The 19,054-nt window shown below is 52.4% G+C and carries 14 protein-coding genes; 11 read left to right on the top strand and 3 right to left on the bottom strand.

Annotated elements, in window-relative coordinates; translation table 11 throughout:
* Positions 1-452: 452 nt before the first annotated feature.
* From LX69_RS05295 to bioD, 9 genes are all read left to right on the top strand, one after another.
* Complete coding sequence (locus LX69_RS05295) at positions 453-2,255, top strand: hypothetical protein (RefSeq protein WP_111444793.1); 1,803 nt, start codon at positions 453-455, stop codon at positions 2,253-2,255.
* 81 nt (positions 2,256-2,336) lie between these two features.
* Positions 2,337-3,173, top strand: coding sequence for a BT1926 family outer membrane beta-barrel protein (locus LX69_RS05290; protein WP_111444792.1), 837 nt, complete (start codon positions 2,337-2,339; stop codon positions 3,171-3,173).
* A gap of 106 nt (positions 3,174-3,279) precedes the next feature.
* Complete coding sequence (locus LX69_RS05285) at positions 3,280-3,723, top strand: hypothetical protein (RefSeq protein WP_146260642.1); 444 nt, start codon at positions 3,280-3,282, stop codon at positions 3,721-3,723.
* 160 nt (positions 3,724-3,883) lie between these two features.
* Complete coding sequence (gene bioB, locus LX69_RS05280; RefSeq protein WP_111444790.1) at positions 3,884-4,876, top strand: biotin synthase BioB; 993 nt, start codon at positions 3,884-3,886, stop codon at positions 4,874-4,876.
* 143 nt (positions 4,877-5,019) lie between these two features.
* Positions 5,020-6,288, top strand: coding sequence for an adenosylmethionine--8-amino-7-oxononanoate transaminase (bioA, locus tag LX69_RS05275; protein WP_111444789.1), 1,269 nt, complete (start codon positions 5,020-5,022; stop codon positions 6,286-6,288).
* Between the two features lie 38 nt (positions 6,289-6,326).
* On the top strand, positions 6,327-7,526 hold the full coding sequence (locus LX69_RS05270) for an aminotransferase class I/II-fold pyridoxal phosphate-dependent enzyme (RefSeq protein WP_111444788.1): 1,200 nt from the start codon (positions 6,327-6,329) through the stop codon (positions 7,524-7,526).
* Between the two features lie 338 nt (positions 7,527-7,864).
* Entirely contained in the window at positions 7,865-8,539 is a 675-nt protein-coding gene (locus LX69_RS05265; RefSeq protein ID WP_111444787.1) for a pimeloyl-ACP methyl esterase BioG family protein, read from the top strand.
* Positions 8,529-9,338: a malonyl-ACP O-methyltransferase gene (locus LX69_RS05260; protein ID WP_111444786.1), complete on the top strand. Its 810-nt coding sequence runs from the start codon at positions 8,529-8,531 to the stop codon at positions 9,336-9,338. The genes LX69_RS05265 and LX69_RS05260 overlap by 11 nt, the downstream gene beginning before the upstream one ends.
* Positions 9,339-9,551: 213 nt before the next feature.
* A complete protein-coding gene (gene bioD, locus LX69_RS05255) occupies positions 9,552-10,256 on the top strand; it encodes a dethiobiotin synthase (RefSeq protein WP_111444785.1) in 705 nt (234 codons plus the stop codon).
* Between the two features lie 256 nt (positions 10,257-10,512).
* Here the strand turns inward: bioD and LX69_RS18120 are convergent, their stop codons facing one another.
* Positions 10,513-11,157, bottom strand: a complete 645-nt coding sequence (locus LX69_RS18120) for a methionine-R-sulfoxide reductase (protein ID WP_245934946.1) — start codon at positions 11,155-11,157, stop codon at positions 10,513-10,515.
* A 390-nt stretch (positions 11,158-11,547) separates the two neighbouring features.
* Between LX69_RS18120 and LX69_RS05245 the strand changes: the two genes are divergently transcribed.
* Positions 11,548-12,075 carry a hypothetical protein gene (locus LX69_RS05245; protein WP_111444784.1) on the top strand — a complete coding sequence of 176 codons (528 nt, stop codon included), beginning with the start codon at positions 11,548-11,550 and terminating at the stop codon, positions 12,073-12,075.
* Between the two features lie 297 nt (positions 12,076-12,372).
* Here the strand turns inward: LX69_RS05245 and speA are convergent, their stop codons facing one another.
* A complete protein-coding gene (gene speA, locus LX69_RS05240) occupies positions 12,373-14,265 on the bottom strand; it encodes a biosynthetic arginine decarboxylase (RefSeq protein WP_111444783.1) in 1,893 nt (630 codons plus the stop codon).
* Between the two features lie 485 nt (positions 14,266-14,750).
* Here speA and LX69_RS05235 point away from each other — a divergent pair, with 485 nt between their 5' ends.
* Complete coding sequence (locus LX69_RS05235; RefSeq protein WP_111444782.1) at positions 14,751-17,690, top strand: TolB-like translocation protein; 2,940 nt, start codon at positions 14,751-14,753, stop codon at positions 17,688-17,690.
* A gap of 150 nt (positions 17,691-17,840) precedes the next feature.
* Here the strand turns inward: LX69_RS05235 and LX69_RS05230 are convergent, their stop codons facing one another.
* The gene (locus LX69_RS05230; RefSeq protein ID WP_111444781.1) at positions 17,841-18,707 is read right to left on the bottom strand and encodes a right-handed parallel beta-helix repeat-containing protein; all 867 of its coding nucleotides are present in this window, start codon (positions 18,705-18,707) and stop codon (positions 17,841-17,843) included.
* Positions 18,708-19,054: the final 347 nt, after the last annotated feature.

Below are 19,054 nucleotides of genomic sequence, written 5' to 3'. Positions count from 1 at the left end.
CCCGCCCGGCTCGAGGGCACGAATTTATGGCTAAATGATGTTGATCCCTTTGATTGCTCATAAAAATCCAAAAGTGCCTTCACATCAATCAAGCCCGTTGCGATTGCGATGGGCTTGATTGATGTGAAGGGGCATTGTGTTTGTATCGCTGTGTAAATATGTTGTTTTTTTTAAATTTTAAAGTGCTATTATGGTTATTGTATTTGGTTGTTATTTTGTTGTGTTTTAAGGGGTTTGAGCCATTTGTTTTAGTAACGGTTGTGTGTTAATGATGTTGTTTGTCAGTTTGTTGCAAGGGTGATGTCAAAGGGGTGTTTGTTGTCAGTTTTGCGAATTTTATCATCAAATACTCATGTTTTATCAATAAAAATTTGGAGTCAATGTCGGATATTGATACATTTGCTTCGCTTTAAGCAAAACAAAAAATTTAAACTTAAAAAATTTAGTTCTGTATGAAGAAAATTCAAAAAATGATCGGAATGGCTGCCCTGAGTGCAGTTGTTTTGTCTTCTTGTGTGAAAAACGAAGAAAGTGATGGCGTGAAAGCCCTTCGTGAGGCTCAGGCCGGGTTGATTGATGCGCAGTCTGAAAGTGTGTTAGCGAATGCTAAATCAGTTTTAGAGGATGTAAATGGCAAGTATTATAAAAATTTATTACAAAAATACACAGCCATCGAGGATTCCTTGGATATGGAAAAGTATAAAGCGGTATCCGATACTTTGAAAGCTCAAATTGCTTGGCAACAGCAAAAGATTCAGATTCAACATGAAATTGAAATTGCCAATATCAATGCTAAATTAGAGAAAGCAAAAGTAGATTTGATTAAAGCGATTCAGGATCAGGCCGATTTTCAAAGTGCAGAATTGCAAGGATATATGACAAAATATCAGGAACTTGTTGGTACTATCGTTAATCTTGAAACCACCATTGCCAATGATGAGAAAACCATCAATAACTGGGACAATATCACAAATGAGTATGTGATTACCCAACAACAACGTGCAATTGTTGGTTTCGAAATCAATAAAAAGTACAAGCAAATTGAGCACGATAACAAAAAAGCTGTGTTGGATGCTTACAAAACGGCTGTGGCAGATCCTTCTACAGTTGCTGCGTCATTGAGTGCTGCCGTTACTGAGCAGAAGCAAACAGAAGGAGCAATGAAAGAGAAAAATGCTGAAGTTAATAAAATGTACGAAGACGTTGAAGAAGCCTATGATGTATATATTGCATCGCAAAATAAACGCAGTTCTTTGAACACTTCAATCGTTTTCCTTTCTGGTAGCAGTCTTTCTAATAGTCCGATTTTTGATGGTGTTAATAGCGTTTCGATTCCTTCGTACTCAGTTTATTATTACGAGCAGCAAATTTTAAGCAATATTGCTGCCATTAATGTAGCTAAAGCATCTCTTTTAACCAACAACCAGACTTTGGCTGATGCTCAGGCTCGTTACAATGCCTGGAATTCAAAATTATCTACATACACTTCTGCTTATCAAACAGCCGAAGCTGCCTATAAAACTGCTAAAGCATTGGTGGTTCAGCGTCAGGAAGAGTATGATGCTGCAATGGCTTATGATGCCCAATATGCGACCTCAACCGCATCTGCTGCGCAAACTGCTTTGCAAACAGCAACTGATGATTTGAATAATGTGAAGCAACCTGCTTATGCTAAAGCCAAAACCGTATTTGACGAGGCTGTTGTTGAGGTAGCAAATGCTCAGGCTGCTATCAATTCTGCAACTGCAGCTGCATCATCTAATAATGCCATTATTGAAGAGCAAACAGCTAAGAAAACTGAGAACGAATCGAAAAAAGCCAGCGCAACGACTCTGTTGGCTTCTTTGAAAACCAAGTTTGCTGCTGCTGTAACAACAGAAGAAACTAATCGGTTGGCTTATTTAGCTGTTTTGGATGCTTATACTGAATTAAATGTTGCCTATGTCGCGTTGAGTAACAAAAACACAGATTTGAGAACGTTAGTTACTTCTTTAGAGAATCTTGCCGCAGGGATTTCTACTGATTACAAAGCTCTGGAAGATGGTGTGAGTGCACTGGCAGCTGCTGTAGAAGCAATTAACAAGCAAATTACAGATGCAAATGAGTTAATTAAAGAAGCCAACAATGGTATTGTATTTAATAATGCCAGTAAAGCCACTCTTCAAGCTAAAGTAGATGGTTACAAACAATCATTGGCTGCTTATAAGTTGGAATTGGCTCGCTACTATGGTTTGATGGAGGCTGCTATTAAGTAATTTGAGGATTTTGGGAATAAGTGGCGGAAGTTTTCCGCCACCCATTTAATTGATTTAATGAACTAAAATCCTGAATTCCTTATGAGAAAGTTAATATCAATACTGTTTTTAGCACTGGGAACAGGTTCGTTGTCTTTTGCACAAAACGGTTTTGGCCCGGCTGCAGGTGATATTTCGGTGTCCATGCAGTTAGGACGAGCTGAGTCGTTTGATAATTTGCAGTATGTAAGAAGTCCTGTTAATAGTAATTACTACAATGGTGATTATTATTTAAACACTCCTTTTGCCACAACTGTTTCAACAAGTAGCAATAGTCTTGTCAATATGATTGGAGTGGAAGCCAAGTACTTTGTCACCGATCAAATAGCAGTTCGCTTGAGTGGGATGGGCATGATTGACCTGACACCTGCTCAGGATGCTGTTCCCGGTTTGAATCTTTATGATCTGGTCGATTATAATACCCAGCAGAAACTTCAGGAAGCCGGTGTTGACAACGTCGTATTGCCCTCGTATCGTGAAATTGAATCCACAACCACACATCGGTTTGTTGCCAATGTCGGTGGTGATTACTATTTCTCGGTTGGTTCACAGCGTGTGTTTCCCTATGCAGGTGCCATGGCTTCGTTCAATTATGGCCGTCACCAGTTTTATGCGCCGGATAGCGACCCGACCACCGCTGCCGGAGTTGAGTTGAGCTCTCGCTTTTTCGAAACTTTCGGTTTAGGTGGTAGTTTGGTTGGGGGAGTCGATTATTATGTGGCCGAAGGGATGTTTATTGGTTTTGAAATCAAAGCCTTTAATTACCTCTATTCGGTGAATAAAATGATGCCCATGGCCGGTGTAGAGGCTTATGATGCCGATAATCATACCATCGGGATTCTTTCGAACCCTATGTTTAAAATCGGTTTCAAGTTCTAAGATTCTTTGTTGAATCGACATATAAAAGCTGTGTGCAGATGATGCATGCAGCTTTTTTTATGGTCTGTGGTTGAGTGGTGTGGTTTTTTGTTCCTATTTTTGCAGCATGGTTAATGCAATACGTCAACAATGTGGAGTGGTCAATTTCCGCCAGTGGAGCCGGAAAGGGTATGCCGTGTTTGCCTCGCTGGGCAGGCTGGTGCGCATTGCCGTGTTGAAGCTGGCCGTGTCGGATACCTTTGCGTGCAAGGAACGCAAGGGGGCTGTGGTGCTGCAGCCTCAAGCCACGGTGGGCGATGCCTCTGATGAACCGGAGGTGATGACGACGGGTGTTGAAACCCTTGTGAATGCCGTTGCTGTGTGGATGATGCTGTCTGTGGTGCCCGTTGCTGCCAAAGTGGCTGGTGATTCGATTCTCTTGTTATTTGAAAGATATAGTGATGTGGCTCTGTTGGATTTTTTCCGGCAGGGCTTTTTTTTTAGCCCCTCCCAATCTCCCCGAAGGGAGGACAACGGAATGAGTTGGATGAATGGTTTTTTATTGAGATGAGAAGATGTCAGATCGTAAGACCGATGATGAGACAAAGAATGTTTTTTTGATCGGTTCTCATCGTCTCTTTAGTCTAATCTATCTGTCTCAAGTCTATTTGTCTTCTTCTCTTTTATTCGAATATCATTAATGAAACAACATTGTAGCATAATTGAAAAATATGGACAAAATTCAAATAGAACAGTTGTGTGACCGGGTTCTACATGTTGGTGACATCAGCGCAGCCGAGGCCCTGGCATTGGCCGGTGTGGCTGACAAAGAGGCACTGTATGGGGCTGCCGACCGCATTCGCCGGCATTTTGCGGGTGAGGCCATCGATATGTGCTCCATTATGAATGCCCAGTCGGGGCGATGTACCGAGGATTGCAAGTGGTGCGCCCAGTCGAAGCACTTTCAGACGGGGGTGGCCGAGTATGGCTTTGTGAATCAGGACGAGGCCGTGCAACTGGCGCTCGAAAACAGCCGTCAGGGTGTGAACCGTTTCTCGCTGGTGACCAGCGGGCGGGCATTGAGCCGAGGCAATGTTCAAAAGGCCTGTGCCATCTATCGAGAGATAGGGCAACGTTCCGACATTCATTTGTGTGCTTCTATGGGGCTGTTGCGGGGCGAGGAGCTGAAGGCGTTGCACGAGGCGGGGGTGACCCATTATCATTGCAACATCGAGACAGCGCCTTCGCTTTTTGCCACGCTGTGCACCACCCATACCCTCGACGAGAAAGCCCGCACCATTGCCGAAGCACGTGCGGCGGGGCTGAAGATTTGCAGCGGTGGCATCATCGGTATGGGCGAGAGCATGGGTCAGCGCATTGAGATGGCGCTGAAGCTGCGCGAGTGGGGTGTGGACTCCATCCCTCTGAACATCCTCACCCCCATTGAGGGGACGCCCCTGTACGGCAAGTCGCCCCTGACCGACGAGGAGGTGCTCACCACCATCGCCCTGTTCAGGTTCATCAACCCCAGGGCGCAGATTCGCTTTGCCGGGGGGCGCCACCTCATTGCCCACATTCAGGAACAAGCCCTGCGGTGCGGCATCAGTGCGGCGTTGGTGGGCGACTACCTCACCACCATCGGCTCTAACATCGAGCAGGACAAGCAGCTGTTTGCCCGGGTGCGTGACACGCATGAACAGCCGGAGAGGGAAAAAGCCCCCTAAATCCCCCGAAGGGGGACTTTGGGTTGTTTCGTCTTTTTTTGATGCAACCTGCACTTTTTCCCTTTTTCACTCTTGCACTATCTCTCTCTTGCACTTTCTTCACTTTGTCGCTTTGTTTCTTTGCCACTTTGCTACTTCAAAAAATGAACAACCTATTACAATTCGACCGCGATCATATATGGCATCCCTACACCTCGGCCACGCATCCGTTGCCGGTTTATCCGGTTGCGGCGGCTCATGGGTGCCGGTTGGTGCTCGACGATGGTCGCGAACTTGTGGATGGCATGTCGTCGTGGTGGGCGGCCATTCATGGCTATAGCCACCCGGTGCTCACGGCGGCCATGAAGGCGCAAATCGACCGCATGTCGCACGTCATGTTTGGCGGCATAACGCATCGGCCGGCGGTGGCGTTGGCCGAGAAACTGATGGCACTCACACCTCCCGGTCTCGACTGGGTATTCTATTCCGATTCGGGTTCGGTGGCCGTGGAGGTGGCCATGAAGATGGCCTTGCAGTACCAGCAGGCGCAGGGCATGGCGTCCCGGAACAAATTTGCAGCCCTGAGGGGCGGTTATCATGGCGACACCTGGCATGCCATGAGCGTGTGCGATCCGGTGACGGGCATGCATCAGCTTTTTAATGGCAGTCTGCCGGTGCATTATTTCGTGGAGCGACCTGTTGCGCGCTGGGATGCCCCGTGGGATGAGGGGGGTGTGACGTCGTTGAATCGTTTTTTCGAGCGTCATGGCCGCGAGTTGGCGGCGTTTATTGTAGAGCCGGTGGTGCAGGGAGCCGGTGGCATGTGGTTTTATCATCCCCAATACCTGACCCATTTGGCCGACCTGTGCCTGCACCACGATGTGCTGCTCGTTGCCGATGAAATAGCCACCGGTTTTGGCCGCACGGGACGTCTGTTTGCCTGTGAGCATGCCGGGGTGTCGCCCGATATCATGTGTCTGGGCAAGGCCCTCACGGGCGGGATGATGAGTTTTGCGGCCACGCTCACCACCCGTCGGGTGGCTGAGATCATCTCGAAGGGGCAGGCGGGCGTGTTTATGCACGGCCCCACCTTTATGGGCAATCCGCTGGCGTGCGCGGTGGCCAATGCCAACATTGAGCTGCTGTTGAGCTGGAACTGGCAACAACGGGTGAAGGCGATTGAGTCGCAATTGGAGGCCGGTTTGTCGACCTGCCGACAAATGCCTGGCGTGGCCGACGTGCGATGCCTGGGCGCCATTGGGGTGGTGGAACTGCACGAACCCGTGGCGATGGCCGTCATTCAAAAACAGTTTGTAGATGCCGGCGTGTGGGTGCGTCCATTTGGCCGGTTGGTATATTTAATGCCGCCGTTGGTGATTAGCGATGCCGAATTGGGCATGTTGACGCGGGCGGTGGTGGAAATTGTACGGTAGAGACACGGCATGCCGTGTCTCTACGAAAATATTGAACCATGAATCATTTTTCCGATCAATTATCGACCCTGCAACAGTCAGGGTTGTTACGCCAGATGCGTCACACCGATGCCCGAGAGGGTGGCATGGCACTGCTAAACGGCACCCCCGTGGTCAACCTGTCGTCGAACGACTACCTGGGGCTGGCTGTGGATGCGGCGTTGCAGCGCGAGTGGGTGCAGCAGGTGTTGCCGGCGATGGGCGACGCCCTGTTTTCGGCCTCATCGTCACGCCTGCTCACCGGCAACCACAGTTATTACGAGCGGGTGGAGGCGCAGCTGGAGCGCATGTATGGGCGCAGTGCCCTGTTTTTCAACAGTGGCTGCCATGCTAACATGGGCATCTTGCCCGCCCTCACCGGCAAGGACGACCTGATATTGTCCGATAAGCTGGTGCATGCCAGTCTCATCGACGGCATCCGCCTGAGCGAGGCCACGCATGTGCGTTACCGCCATCTCGATTACGAACGGTTAGAGGCTCTGCTCAGGGAGCATCGTCACCGTTCCCGGAGGGTGTTTATCGTCACCGAGTCGGTGTACAGTATGGATGGTGATGTGGCCGATTTGCCCCGTCTGGTGGCTCTCAAGCAACAGTACGATGCCCTGCTGATGGTGGACGAGGCCCACGCCGTGGGAGCGCGGGGGGAGCACGGGCTGGGCGTTGGCGAAGAGACGGGATGTCTCCCTCACATCGACCTGCTGGTAGGCACTATGGGCAAGGCGTTGTCATCGGTGGGAGCATACGTGATTTGCGATGAGACGGTGAAGCAACTGCTCATCAACCGATGCCGCACACTCATCTTTACCACTGCCCTGCCCCCGGTGAACATGGCCTGGTCGTTGCTGGTGCTCGAGCGCATTAGGGCGATGAATTCCCTGCGGGAGCAGTTGCGCCGGGTAACAGCGACGATGGTGCAGCAGTTGGCCGGGCATGCCGGGGTGAGTGTTGACGGGCAGAGCAATATTTTGCCGGTGATGATAGGCGACAACCATGCCGCCACCCGGGTCACCGACGGGTTGCTCGATGCGGGATTCATGGCGCTGTCGGTTCGTCCGCCTGCTGTCCCTCCGGGAACGGCCCGGCTGCGACTGTCGCTTACGGCCAATCTGCAACCCGATGATCTGAGCCGCATGGCAGGGGTGTTGAAGACTTTGCTGGAGGTTTCAAGAAATAATAACGCTGAGGCGCAAAGGCGCTGAGTTAGGTTATCGTATTGCGTTTAAATTATAAAAGCAGATACAATGTCGTTTCGTGAAGCCCCAATGGGGCGCCAGCAATAGGGTCGGGTTAAATGTAAGAAAACAAACTCAAGCCCTGAAAGGGCGTAAGCTTGCGCCCTTTCAGGGCTCTGAGATTGAGTTTGCCTTCATCGTTGGGCGATGCCCAACGCTACTGCTTATCGCCCTTTCAGGGCTTAACTTCACGACATTGAAAGCAGATAACTCAACCGAGATATTGTAGACACGAAGGTGTAATAAAAATCACGAAACAACTCCAAAGTCTTCCTTCGGGGGATTAGGAGGCTAATTATAAACAGATGCAAAACCATTGGTTACATCGAGCCAACCGATCGCGGCTGGTGATATTTTTTGCCGGATGGGGCAGCTCACCGGCTTATTTCACGCACATGAGCGCGCGCGATTGCGACGTGTGGATGTTTTATGATTACCGCGATGCCCGTTTGCCCGACGACTTTGAGGCGGTGCTGGCGCAATACTCCCGGGTGGCGGTGGTGGCCTGGTCGTTTGGGGTGTGGATGGCCAACCGGTTGTGTGCCCATTTGGACGGGCGGTTGGCAGGTGCCCTGGCTGTCAACGGCACGCTCAATCCCATTGACGACCGTGAGGGCATTCCCGTGGCCATTTTCAACGGCACCCTCGAGGGGCTGTCGCCGCGCGGGGTGGAGAAGTTCAACCGCCGCATGGTGCTCGATCAGGCGCACACGTTGCATATCCTCCAAGCTGCACTTCACCGTCCCTTCGATGCGGTGCACGATGAGCTGACCTGCTTTGCCGGGCTGTTGACGGCATCGGAGAACGTCATCTTCACCCGGGCGCTCATCGGGCATCACGATCGCATTTTTCCGGCCATCCATCAGGTGGCATTTTGGCAGGAGCGGGTGGATACGCTGGTGACCGGGGTAAGCCATTTTGTGTTTTTCGATTATCCCCTTTGGGATTCATTGATACAACTGGTTGAAGATGGGCATTGAAACGTTGTCGCCGGTGGCCGAGCGTTTTGCCCGGGCGGCTCATACCTATGCCACCCATGCGGTGGTGCAGCGTCAGATGGCCGCGTGCCTGGTGGATGCCGCGTCGCCTTATGTGACGGGCGGGGGGCGCTGGTTTGAATTTGGATGCGGCACGGGGATGCTGACGCGCGAGTGGCTGACACGATGGCGCCCCGAGGAGTGGGTGGCCAACGACTTGGTGGCATCTCACGAGCCGTGCCTGGCACACCTGGCGGCGCAGGGGGGCATTGGGCGGTTTCGGTTTGCGGGGGGCGACGCGGGGGCGATGGCGTTACCGCAGGGGTGTCAGGTGGTGTGGAGCGGTGCCGCCCTGCAGTGGTTTGCCGATGTGCCGGCCATGCTCGACAAGGTGGCCGCGGCGCTGGTGCCGGGGGGGGTGTTTGCCTTTTCGACTTTTGGCCCCGACAACTACTGCGAGATACGTGCCCTCACCGGCAGCGGGCTGACGTACCACACGGCCGGGGCGTGGCAGGCAATGGCCGATGCTCGTTACGAGGTGCTGGTCATGCGGCAGTGGCACGAGGTGCGGTATTTTGCCGATCCGGTGGCGGTGCTGCGTCATATCAAAGCCACCGGCGTGGGGGGCGTGACCCGCACGGTGTGGTGCAAGCAGCAACTCAGCCGTTTTTGCCGGGGGTACGAGCAGTATGAAACGCCGCAGGGGTTTCCCCTCACGTATCATCCGTTGGTGTGCGTGTGGCGGGCGAAGGGGTATGACGGGATGGATATTCAACGCAAAGATGCGGAGACGTTTCGTTGAACCATTTTTATGTAGCGACAGGGCATGCCCTGTCGCGTAGGGAATAATGTCGTTTCGTGAAGCCCCATAGGGGCGCCGGCAAAAGCATCGGGCGCAGCCCCGATGGATGAATGCCGTTAGGGAAGCGCCAAAAGTGCGTAAGCAAATCGGCTCTCGCCCCTTCAGGGCTAAGTCTCCGCGTTTAAAATTCATCATCATTAAAAACCCAACCACATGATTCATTTCATCACGGCCATCGACACCGATGCGGGCAAGAGCATTGCTACGGGGGTTTATGCCCGTCAACTGATGCAGCAGGGGCATCGCGTAATCACCATGAAGGTGGCTCAAACGGGCTGCACGGGCATGAGCGACGACATTGTGACGCATCGTCGTCTGATGGGCATTGACCTGCTGCCCGAGGATGTGCGGGGCGATACCTGCCCGTATCTCTTTCCTTTTCCGGCATCGCCGCATCTGTCGGCGGCCTTGGCGGGGCAGGTTATTGATCCGGCGCACATTGAGGCGTGTGTTGCGCGTTTGAGTGGCGACTACGATCGGGTGGTGGTGGAGGGCGTTGGCGGCCTCATGGTGCCCCTCACGCGAGTTCGGGAGACAGGGCATGCCCTGTCTGTACCGAGTGTTGGCGGCCTCGTGGAGCCTCTCGCGCCCGGGCTGTTGCTCATCGATTGGGTGGCGCAACAGGGGTGGCCGGTGGTGCTGGTCACTTCGGCGCGGCTGGGCAGCATCAACCACACGCTGTTGTCGCTCGAGGCCATTCACCGACGTGGCATGCCGTTGGCCGGCATCATCTTTAATCAATATCCCCCGGCACCGCAGGCCATGGCTGCCGATACCCGGGAGGTGATACGCGGTGTGGTGCAACGCGATTTTGCCGGGGCGTTTTGGATGGAATTACCGGTGGTTGAAATGGAATGAGGGGTACTCTTTAAACGCAAAGGCGCCAAGACGCAGAGTAGGCTTGTAACTCCTTGCATTTAAGTAAAGAATGAGACCTTCAATTAGCTCACGTTAGTGCCAATCCTCTATCTGTTGTCACCATCTGCTTTTTTAGTTCACTTGGAAGAGGTTTGGAGGCATCTATGGATAATCAATGATTGTAAACTTCATCAAATTTGAGTGTTGAAGATGTGTTGATTGGACTGGAAGTCTTAGCGTTTAATCCCACCCAATTTCACTCTTCCACAAACCCCAGCGAGATGGAGTTGACGCAATGGCGGGTGTTTTTAGGGGTGAATCCTTCGCCTGTGAACACGTGACCCAGGTGGCCTTTGCATCGGGCGCACACAATTTCGGTGCGGTGGCCGTCGGCATCGGGCAGGCGCAGCACGGCGCCGGGAATTTCTTCGTCGAAACTGGGCCAGCCACAGTGGGCGTCAAACTTGTCGGCCGAGCGGTAGAGGGGGGCGCTGCATTGTTTACACACATAGGTGCCTTTGGCGCGGTGACGGGTGTATTGCCCCGTGAAGGGCATCTCGGTGCCCTTGTGCAGAATGACGCGTTGTTCGTCGGGCGTGAGCGGGCGGAGGGTAAAAGTGGTGTCGTGTTTCATGGCTGTGGGCGTTTGCGTGGTGTGTGTTTGAGCCGTGGTGCAGGCGGCAAGGGGCAGCCACAGGGCGAGCAAAGCAGTTGCGGGGCGCATGGCATTGGGTTTTATGAATGAACAATTGGCGTTGGGGAAGGGTTCACCGGGGTGGGCATTCTTTTTTTTGATGAGGTTGATTACCGTTAAAGCGCGGGGCGAGTTTTGTCGATTCTTTGAATTTGGAAGCACGGCATCCGTCAACGTCACTGATGACAAATCAGCCGGGAACACCACGCCTCCACCCGGAGGTTGTCTCCATCCGTTAGCGTGGCTTTCGCAGACAACCGATCGCCCGACTCAGTGTCAGCCGATCGCTCGACTCAGTGTGAGCCGATCGCCCGACTCAGTGCGTTCGAAAGCCTCGGTGCTGTCGATCGCTTTGCTCCGTTCATGGTCAAATGGCTGCCCAAAGGGAGATTGTGGGGATGAGGTGGGGGGCTTCTGCCATGTGCATCGCCCCCATTTAGGATTCATCAAGCCAGGGAAATCTCTACAGCTACCCTTCTGAAACTGCACAAATGGCGTGTGCCAATGCTCATTTGAATATATTTTGTTGGGTGACACAGCAGGAATGGCGCTGCGTTGACATCTAAAACCGTTGAACTTTAAACATGAATTGCGTTAATGGAAACGAAACAAAAAAAGAGTGTGCAGCAAATCATGCGTTTGTTGCACCGCGACATTGGATTTTTGGTGCTGGGGCTCACGGTAATTTATGCCCTGAGCGGCATTGTGCTCATTTATCGCGACACCGATTTTCTCAAGCGCGAAGTCACCGTCGAAAAAACCATTGATCCCAATTTGGATGCCGAAGCGTTGGGGCAGGTACTGCGAAAACGACACTTTAAAATCACTGCCACACACGGCAGTGTGATGGAGTTTGAGCAGGGCACCTACAATGCTGCCACCGGCGAAATCCGTTATACGTCCAAAGAACTGCCGGACGTGTTGCGCAAGTTTAACACCTTGCACAAATCGGCCAGCCGAAGTTTGGTGCATTGGGCCGGCTTGGTGTACGGTGTGCTGTTGTTGTTTTTGGCCGTCTCGTCGTTGTGGATGTACAAGCCCGGCACCCTTTTGTTTCGTCGGGGGCTCATTTTTGCCGGCATCGGTGTGGTGGTGGCTGTTTTCCTCCTGCTGTGGCCCGGTTGATGCCTGCTCATCGCTTTCGTCTCAAACAACAAACGCCGGAAATCACTTCCGGCGTTTGGCGTTTAAGGGGATATTGTTGTTGAACCCTGTCCGGGTTTAAAAAGTCCTCTGCGAGAACGACATGACGCTTTAGCTGGTTTTTCGTCTTCTCACCGGTTCTCATCTTCACTCACTGCCACTCAGCGTCAGTTCTTCGTTGGTTTTGCCGAGGAAGATGAGCGATCGGCATTTTGGTTTAAAAGCAAGATGTTCTCGACGACCTCTCAGCGACTTAGCGTCTCAGCGTTTAACCGGTGTCTATTCCAAATAGGTGTAACCATACAATCCCGAGCGGTAGTTTGAGAGGAACTCCTTGCCCTCTTCGGTCGAAATGATGCCGTTTTTCACCGAGCTGGTCACCCAGGTTTCGACCGTTCGCACCAGCTTTTTAGGGTTGTATTGCACGTATTCGAGTACTTCGGCCACCGATTCGCCGTCAATGATTTGGTCAATCTCGTAACCCTCTTTGTCCACGGTCACATGCACCGCGTTGGTGTCGCCAAACAGGTTGTGCAGGTCGCCCAAAATCTCCTGATAGGCGCCCACCAAAAACACGCCAATGTAGTATTTGTCCTTGCCCTTGAGCGAATGCACCGGCAGGTAATAGCTAAAGTTGCGGGTCGAGATGAAGTTGTCGATTTTGCCGTCCGAGTCGCAGGTGATGTCCTGCAACGTGGCCGAGCGGGTGGGTTTCTCATCGAGCCGGTGAATGGGCATGATGGGGAATATCTGGTCGATGGCCCACGAGTCGGGCAGCGACTGAAAGAGCGAGAAGTTGCAAAAGAACTTGTCGGAAAGCATCTTGGTGAGGTGCTTGAACTCGTCGGGGGCGTGGCGCGTTTCGGTGGCCATTTGCTGTATGTCGCGTGCCACCGACCAAAACAGGCGTTCTACCTTGGCGCGGGTGGTCAGGTCAATGAGACCCAGGCTAAAACGGTCCAGCGCTTCTTCACGAATCTGCTGGGCATCGTGCCAGGTCTCCACCATGCGGGGCTGGTTGAGGTTCTCCCACAGGTAGTAGAGTTCTTTCACCAGTTCGTGGTCGTTGTCGGCAATCTCTTCATCGTCTTGCCACGACGACACGGTGGCCGTTTCCAGTACTTCGAATATCAGCACCGAGTGATGCGCCGTGAGCGAGCGTCCCGATTCGGTGATGACGTTGGGGTGGGGGATGTTGTTTTTGTTACTGGCATCCACAAACGAAAAGATGGAGTCGTTGACGTACTCCTGAATGGTGTAGTTCACGCTGCTTTCGCTGTTCGACGAGCGGGTGCCGTCATAATCCACGCCCAGTCCGCCGCCAATGTCCACAAAGCTCACTTTGTAGCCCATTTTGTGCAGCTGCACGTAAAACTGGGCCGCCTCGCGCAGGGCGTTTTTGATGCGGCGTATTTTGGTTACCTGGCTGCCAATGTGAAAGTGAATCAGCTGCAGGCAATCTTCCATTTTGTGTTTCTCGAGGATGTCGAGCGCCTCCAGCAGTTCGCTCGAGCTGAGACCAAACTTGCTGCTGTCGCCTCCCGACTCTTCCCACTTGCCGCTGCCCGAGCTGGCCAGCTTGATGCGGATGCCGATGTTGGGACGTATTTTCAGGCGTTTGGCCACACTGGCAATCAGGCGCAACTCGTTGAGTTTTTCCACCACGATGTAAATGCGCTTGCCCATTTTTTGCGCCAGCAGAGCCAGCTCAATGTAGCTTTCGTCTTTGTAACCGTTACAGATGATGAGCGAATCGGGGTCGGTGTTGATGGCAATCACGGCGTGCAGCTCGGGCTTCGACCCGGCCTCCAAACCGATGTTGAACTTCTTGCCGTGGCTCACAATTTCCTCTACCACGGGGCGCATCTGGTTCACCTTAATGGGGTAGATGATAAAGTTTTGTGCTTTGTATTCGTACTCCTCGGCCGCCGTTTTAAAGCATTTTGAGATGGTTTCGATTCGGTTGTCCAGGATGTCCGGAAAACGAACCAACACGGGATTTGAAACATCGCGGACCATGAGCTCGTCCATCAATTCTTTCAAATCGACCCCTGCAGCACCGGCCTTAGGGGTCACGGTCACATTGCCGTCCTCGTTGATGTGGAAATAATCCACCCCCCAGCCGTTGATATTGTAGAGTTCTGCAGAATCCTCAATACGCCATTTCCTCATTTCTGTCAGTCTGTTTTAAATGTTTGATACAAGGTGCGAAATAACCACTTTTTTATGAGAATATTCTACATCTCAATGGTTAAAAATAAGGTTGTTTTTGCGGCAAAGAGGAGAGTGGGGACGGGGATTGCTGTTTGGGGGCAGATGTGTTATCATTGTAGGGGTTAGGTTGTTTTGAGTCTTGGGGTTTTGAAGTATTTTTTTGATGATGTAAATAATATGAACCATGATGCGCCAATTTGTGTCATCACCTTTTCATCGTCTCGAGGATGAAATCCGGTACCCCCGCACTATCGTACTTTTTCATATCGTACTTTTGCACTCTTGTACTCTTGTACTTTCTCACTCCTCCACTCTTCCACTCCTCCACTTCTTCCCTTCTTCCCTTCTTCCCTTTTTCCGCACGTTGGTTGAAAAGTGTCGGTTGCTGTGACCCGATGAATGATGCGAAGCGTTATCTTTAGCACTCTTAAATTCAACCATTCATGCGTTTTCCGGTTTTGATTGTCGCCCTGTTGGGGATCTGTTCCTTTGTGCATTCACAGTATTATACCTCGGGCGAAGACCCGGCATCCATCCGTTGGCGGCAAATCGCCACCCCGCATTTTACCGTTGTTTTTCCTTCGGAGATGGAGGCCGATGCCCGTCGCCTGGCAGTGGTGCTCGATGGCATCCGGGGTGTCAACCGCTTCTCGGCCAATCATGTGCCGGCGCATTTTCAGGTGCTCATGCACGGCCGCTCGGCTTATGCCAATGGCTTTGTGGCCTGGGCGCCCCGCCGCATGGAGCTCTATCCCACGGGCGGCACCGGGCAGATTTCGGTTGATTGGCTCGAGCAACTGGGCATGCACGAATATCGCCACGTGGTGCAAATTGACCGCATGAATCAGGGGTTTACCCGATTCCTGTATTATGGTTTTGGACAACAGGCCGCGGGCGGCATGTTGGGGTTGCACCTGCCCATGTGGTTTCTCGAGGGCGATGCCACCCTGGCCGAGACACTCCACTCCGAGTCGGGACGCGGGCGCATGCCCTGGTTTGAGCAGCGCCTCCGTGCTCAGGTGACCGATCTGGGCATCTACAGTTACGACAAGGCCTACTTTGGGTCGTACCGCCATTTTGTGCCCAATTACTACGAAATGGGTTATCATCTGGTGGCCGGCGTACGAGGGCAATATGGTACTTCGGTTTGGACTCAGGTGGTCGACGGGGTGGCGCGCAATAGCTGGTGGCCGTTTCAGTTCAGTCGTCAGTTGCGTCAACAAACCGGACGTTCCAAAACGCGGCTTTATCGCAGTGTGTTCGATTCGTTGGCGGTGCAGTGGCATCGGCTCGATACGCTTGTGCAGCCCACACCGGCTGAAAGGGTGAGTCCCGGGGCGTCGTTTTACCGAAGTTATCTGTTTCCCCAATGGATGCCCGATGGTTCGTTCATTGCCGAGGTCACCGGCCCGTCCGATGAGGGGCGTTTTGTGCGGGTCGATGCGCAGGGGCATTCGTCCTCGTTGCTCATTCCCGGGGTGCGCACTGCCGAACCTTTTTCGGTGGCGGCCAACCGCATGGTGTGGTCCGAGTACCGTGTGCATCCCCGTTGGGGCAATGCTCAAAATTCCATCGTCCGCATGCTCAATCTCTCCTCGCTCGAGGCATGGACGCTGTCGCCTTCGCGCGGCAAATACTTTACGCCCGCCCTCTCGCCCGACGGCAGGCAGGTGGCTTGGGTGTGCGTGAGCGACAGTAACCGCTGCGCTGTTGAATTGTTTGATGTGGCCGGTCGGCGGGTCACGGCCACTTTCCCCTTGGGGCGGCAGATGCCTTTGTCGATGGCCTGGTGCGACACTGGGCATGAGTTGGCAGCCGTTGTGCTGACGGAGCAGGGTAAACAACTTTCGTTGCTGAATGTGGCCTCGGGGCAGTGGCGCACGTTGCTTCACCCCGTACGTCATGAGATACGGCACCTGCACGTGGGCAATGGTCGCGTTTATTTTAGCACTACCGTGCAGGGGCAGGAGGAGATTTGTTCCGTTGCCTTGCGCGATTCAGTGCCGGTGATTTGGCAGCACACGCGTTCGCGTTTTGGGGCATCGGCGCCCTGTACCATGGGCGACACGTTGGTGTATAATTTATACACGGCCACCGGACAGCAGGTGGTGCGTACCCACACCGGCCAATCGGTTGCAAGCCCCGAGATGTTTCAAAGCATCGCCCTGCACGAGCCGTTGCTTCGTCAGGAACCCGGGGTGCCGGCGTTCGATTACTCGCTCGACACCACCTACATCTCCAAGCCTTACTGCAAGTGGAACCTTTTGAATGTACACAGCTGGGCCCCGGCTCTGGTCAATACCGACGAGGCGCGCGTAAGTCGGGGTGTGTCGGTGATGTCGCAAAACCTGCTCAGCACCTTCACAGTGACTGCCGGCTATAACGGCGACCGCAACTACCAAAGTGAGAAATACAACCTGTTGCTGAGCTGGCGTGGCTGGTTGCCCGTGCTCTCGCTCGATGTGAAGGGGGGCGACAAAGATATTGACATGGAGGGGTATTACACCTCGTCGGGGAAGGTCTATTACCTGTCGGCGCATGCATCGCAAAACATCATTCAGTTGAAGCCCGGGGTGAGCCTACCACTCGATTTATCAAGCGGGGCATGGTATCGTCGCCTGGAACCGTCGGCGCGTTTTACTTTCTACAAAAGTGAGGGTTACCAATATGTGCGCACCGATGGCGAAGTGGTCAATAATCGCTTTGTGCCCGGTGATACCTACACGGTGTCGCAGCCCGATTACCTGTTTCAGGGACTCGAGTTCGATGTGTACGCTCATCACCTGCGCCGGGGCAGTAGTCGTGATGTGGCCACCCGCTGGGGGCAAATGGTGCAGTTCAATCATCGGGTCAATACGGGTGGATCCATCGACCGGGGGGCACAAACGGCCTTGTTTACCCGGTTGTATCTGCCCGGCATCGGGCGCCATCATGCCATTCGCCTCGAAAATAGTTTTCAGTACAAGAGCATGGGCGACACCTATCTTAATGGAATTTACCGGCAGGCGTATTCCTATTCGAGCATCGTGAGCATGCCACGTGGTTTTGCCACGTCCAATGCCGAAAGGCTTTATTCGTTCAAAGGCGATTATCAGTTGCCATTGTGTTATCCCGATGTGTCATTGGGGGGCATCAGTTATGTGAAGCGCTTGCGTGCCAATTTGTTTTATGATTATTCGCATGCCCGCCGGGAGCTTCAAGAGGCTGCTTCGGGCGAAATGCAGCAGTTGGCCAATGATTATCATTCGCTGGGGTACGAGTTGCGTGCCGATATGCACTTGTTTCGATTCATCTACCCGGTGAACATTGGTTACCGTCAGGCCTGGTTGCCGCAATCGGGAAACTGGTTTGGCGAGGTGTTGTTTGGGGTGAGCATTCCGTGATGATGTAAAAAAACGCAGAGAAGCGTTGTGTGCTGCTTCTCTGCGTTGACCCTTGATGAATGATATTGCGTTGTTTCTTATTGGAAGTGGCGATTGTTTCATCGCTCATTCAATTAATGTTGTGTTGACCGTCAGCGTTCGTAATTAAAATTAGTAGATGCGATAAAACAAACTTTTCCCGTTTCCATACCCGGTGCTGCCGGTAATGGTGATGTGGCCGGTGTTGCCGTTGCCGTCGTAACCGCATCCAATGTTATTATATGAGTTGCAGTAGGTGACTGTGTGAGGAACCACTTGTCCGGCACTGCCCAGTTTGAAGCCGTTGCCATCGCCATTGGTGCCGTAACCGTTTTTGTAGGCTTTGCAGTTTTTAATGGTGACGGTGTAGGGCTGTCCATACAAATCCCATCCGTCGTCGGAGTTGTTGTAAGCCGTGCAGTAGTTGAACTGGTTGTTTTTTCCGGCCGACAGTTTGCAGGCATAGCCATCGGCGTTTTCGCCTCCGTTGGCCACATCGTAGTTGTCGTACGACACGCAGTTGTTGATGCTGTTGTTGTGTGAACCGTTATAAATCTGGAGGCCGGAATCTTTGTTTCCAAAAGTGTTGACTTTGTTGACGTAATTGTACCCCCCTGTCTGGAATACCAGTCCGCAATCGGGGGCATAGCAAATATTCATGTTGGTAATGTTCCAATAACTGCCATTCACTTTTACGCCCCAGCCCGAGGTCATTTTGGAGCAATTGAGGGTGCCGCCCGAGAGGTTGATTTTGGCCGAAGCGGTTCCGCTTTTGAGGCATTGAAGCGTGCTGGTGAGGTAGATGGTGCCACTGACGGTGATCACATCGCCGGGTTTGGCGTTGGCAACGGCGCTTTTAAGCGCAGCTTCGGTGGTGACGGTGGTGGCTGCCTTTAAACTTGCGGTGCCTGTTTCAATCAGTTCGTCCTGTTCGGTTTCTTTTTGGCAGCCTGCAAATAACATTAGGGCTGCAAACGATAATGCAACAATTCTTTTCATGAGTTGGATTTTTTCTGATGATATTTAAGTTGATCACCCATCAAGGGATTGATGACAACGCTGATGATGCAAACATAGGTTGTTCAGCCCGGTTGCATTGGCGATGGATTGTTTGAAATACGGTGAAGGTTGTTTGCTGTAACACGATGTCAATAAGGGAGAATGGTAAAAATCGCCGGCGATTTTTACCATTCTCCCTTATTGTTCGTTTTGTCGCTGGGAGTTGCCCGTGTTAGGAAGGTTTGATTTTATTTCACTACTGACCGACAAAAAATAAAATAAGGGTTACCGCCCGAAGGTTTCACCCTATAGTTGTAGATTTATGTTGCGAAACAAAATACAACTAT

It is taken from the genome of Breznakibacter xylanolyticus, from assembly GCF_003254275.1.
GTDB classification, from domain to species: Bacteria; Bacteroidota; Bacteroidia; order Bacteroidales; family Marinilabiliaceae; genus Breznakibacter; species Breznakibacter xylanolyticus.
Note: the sequence above shows the minus strand (reverse complement) of the source record. Positions and strands in the feature narration are given on the sequence as shown.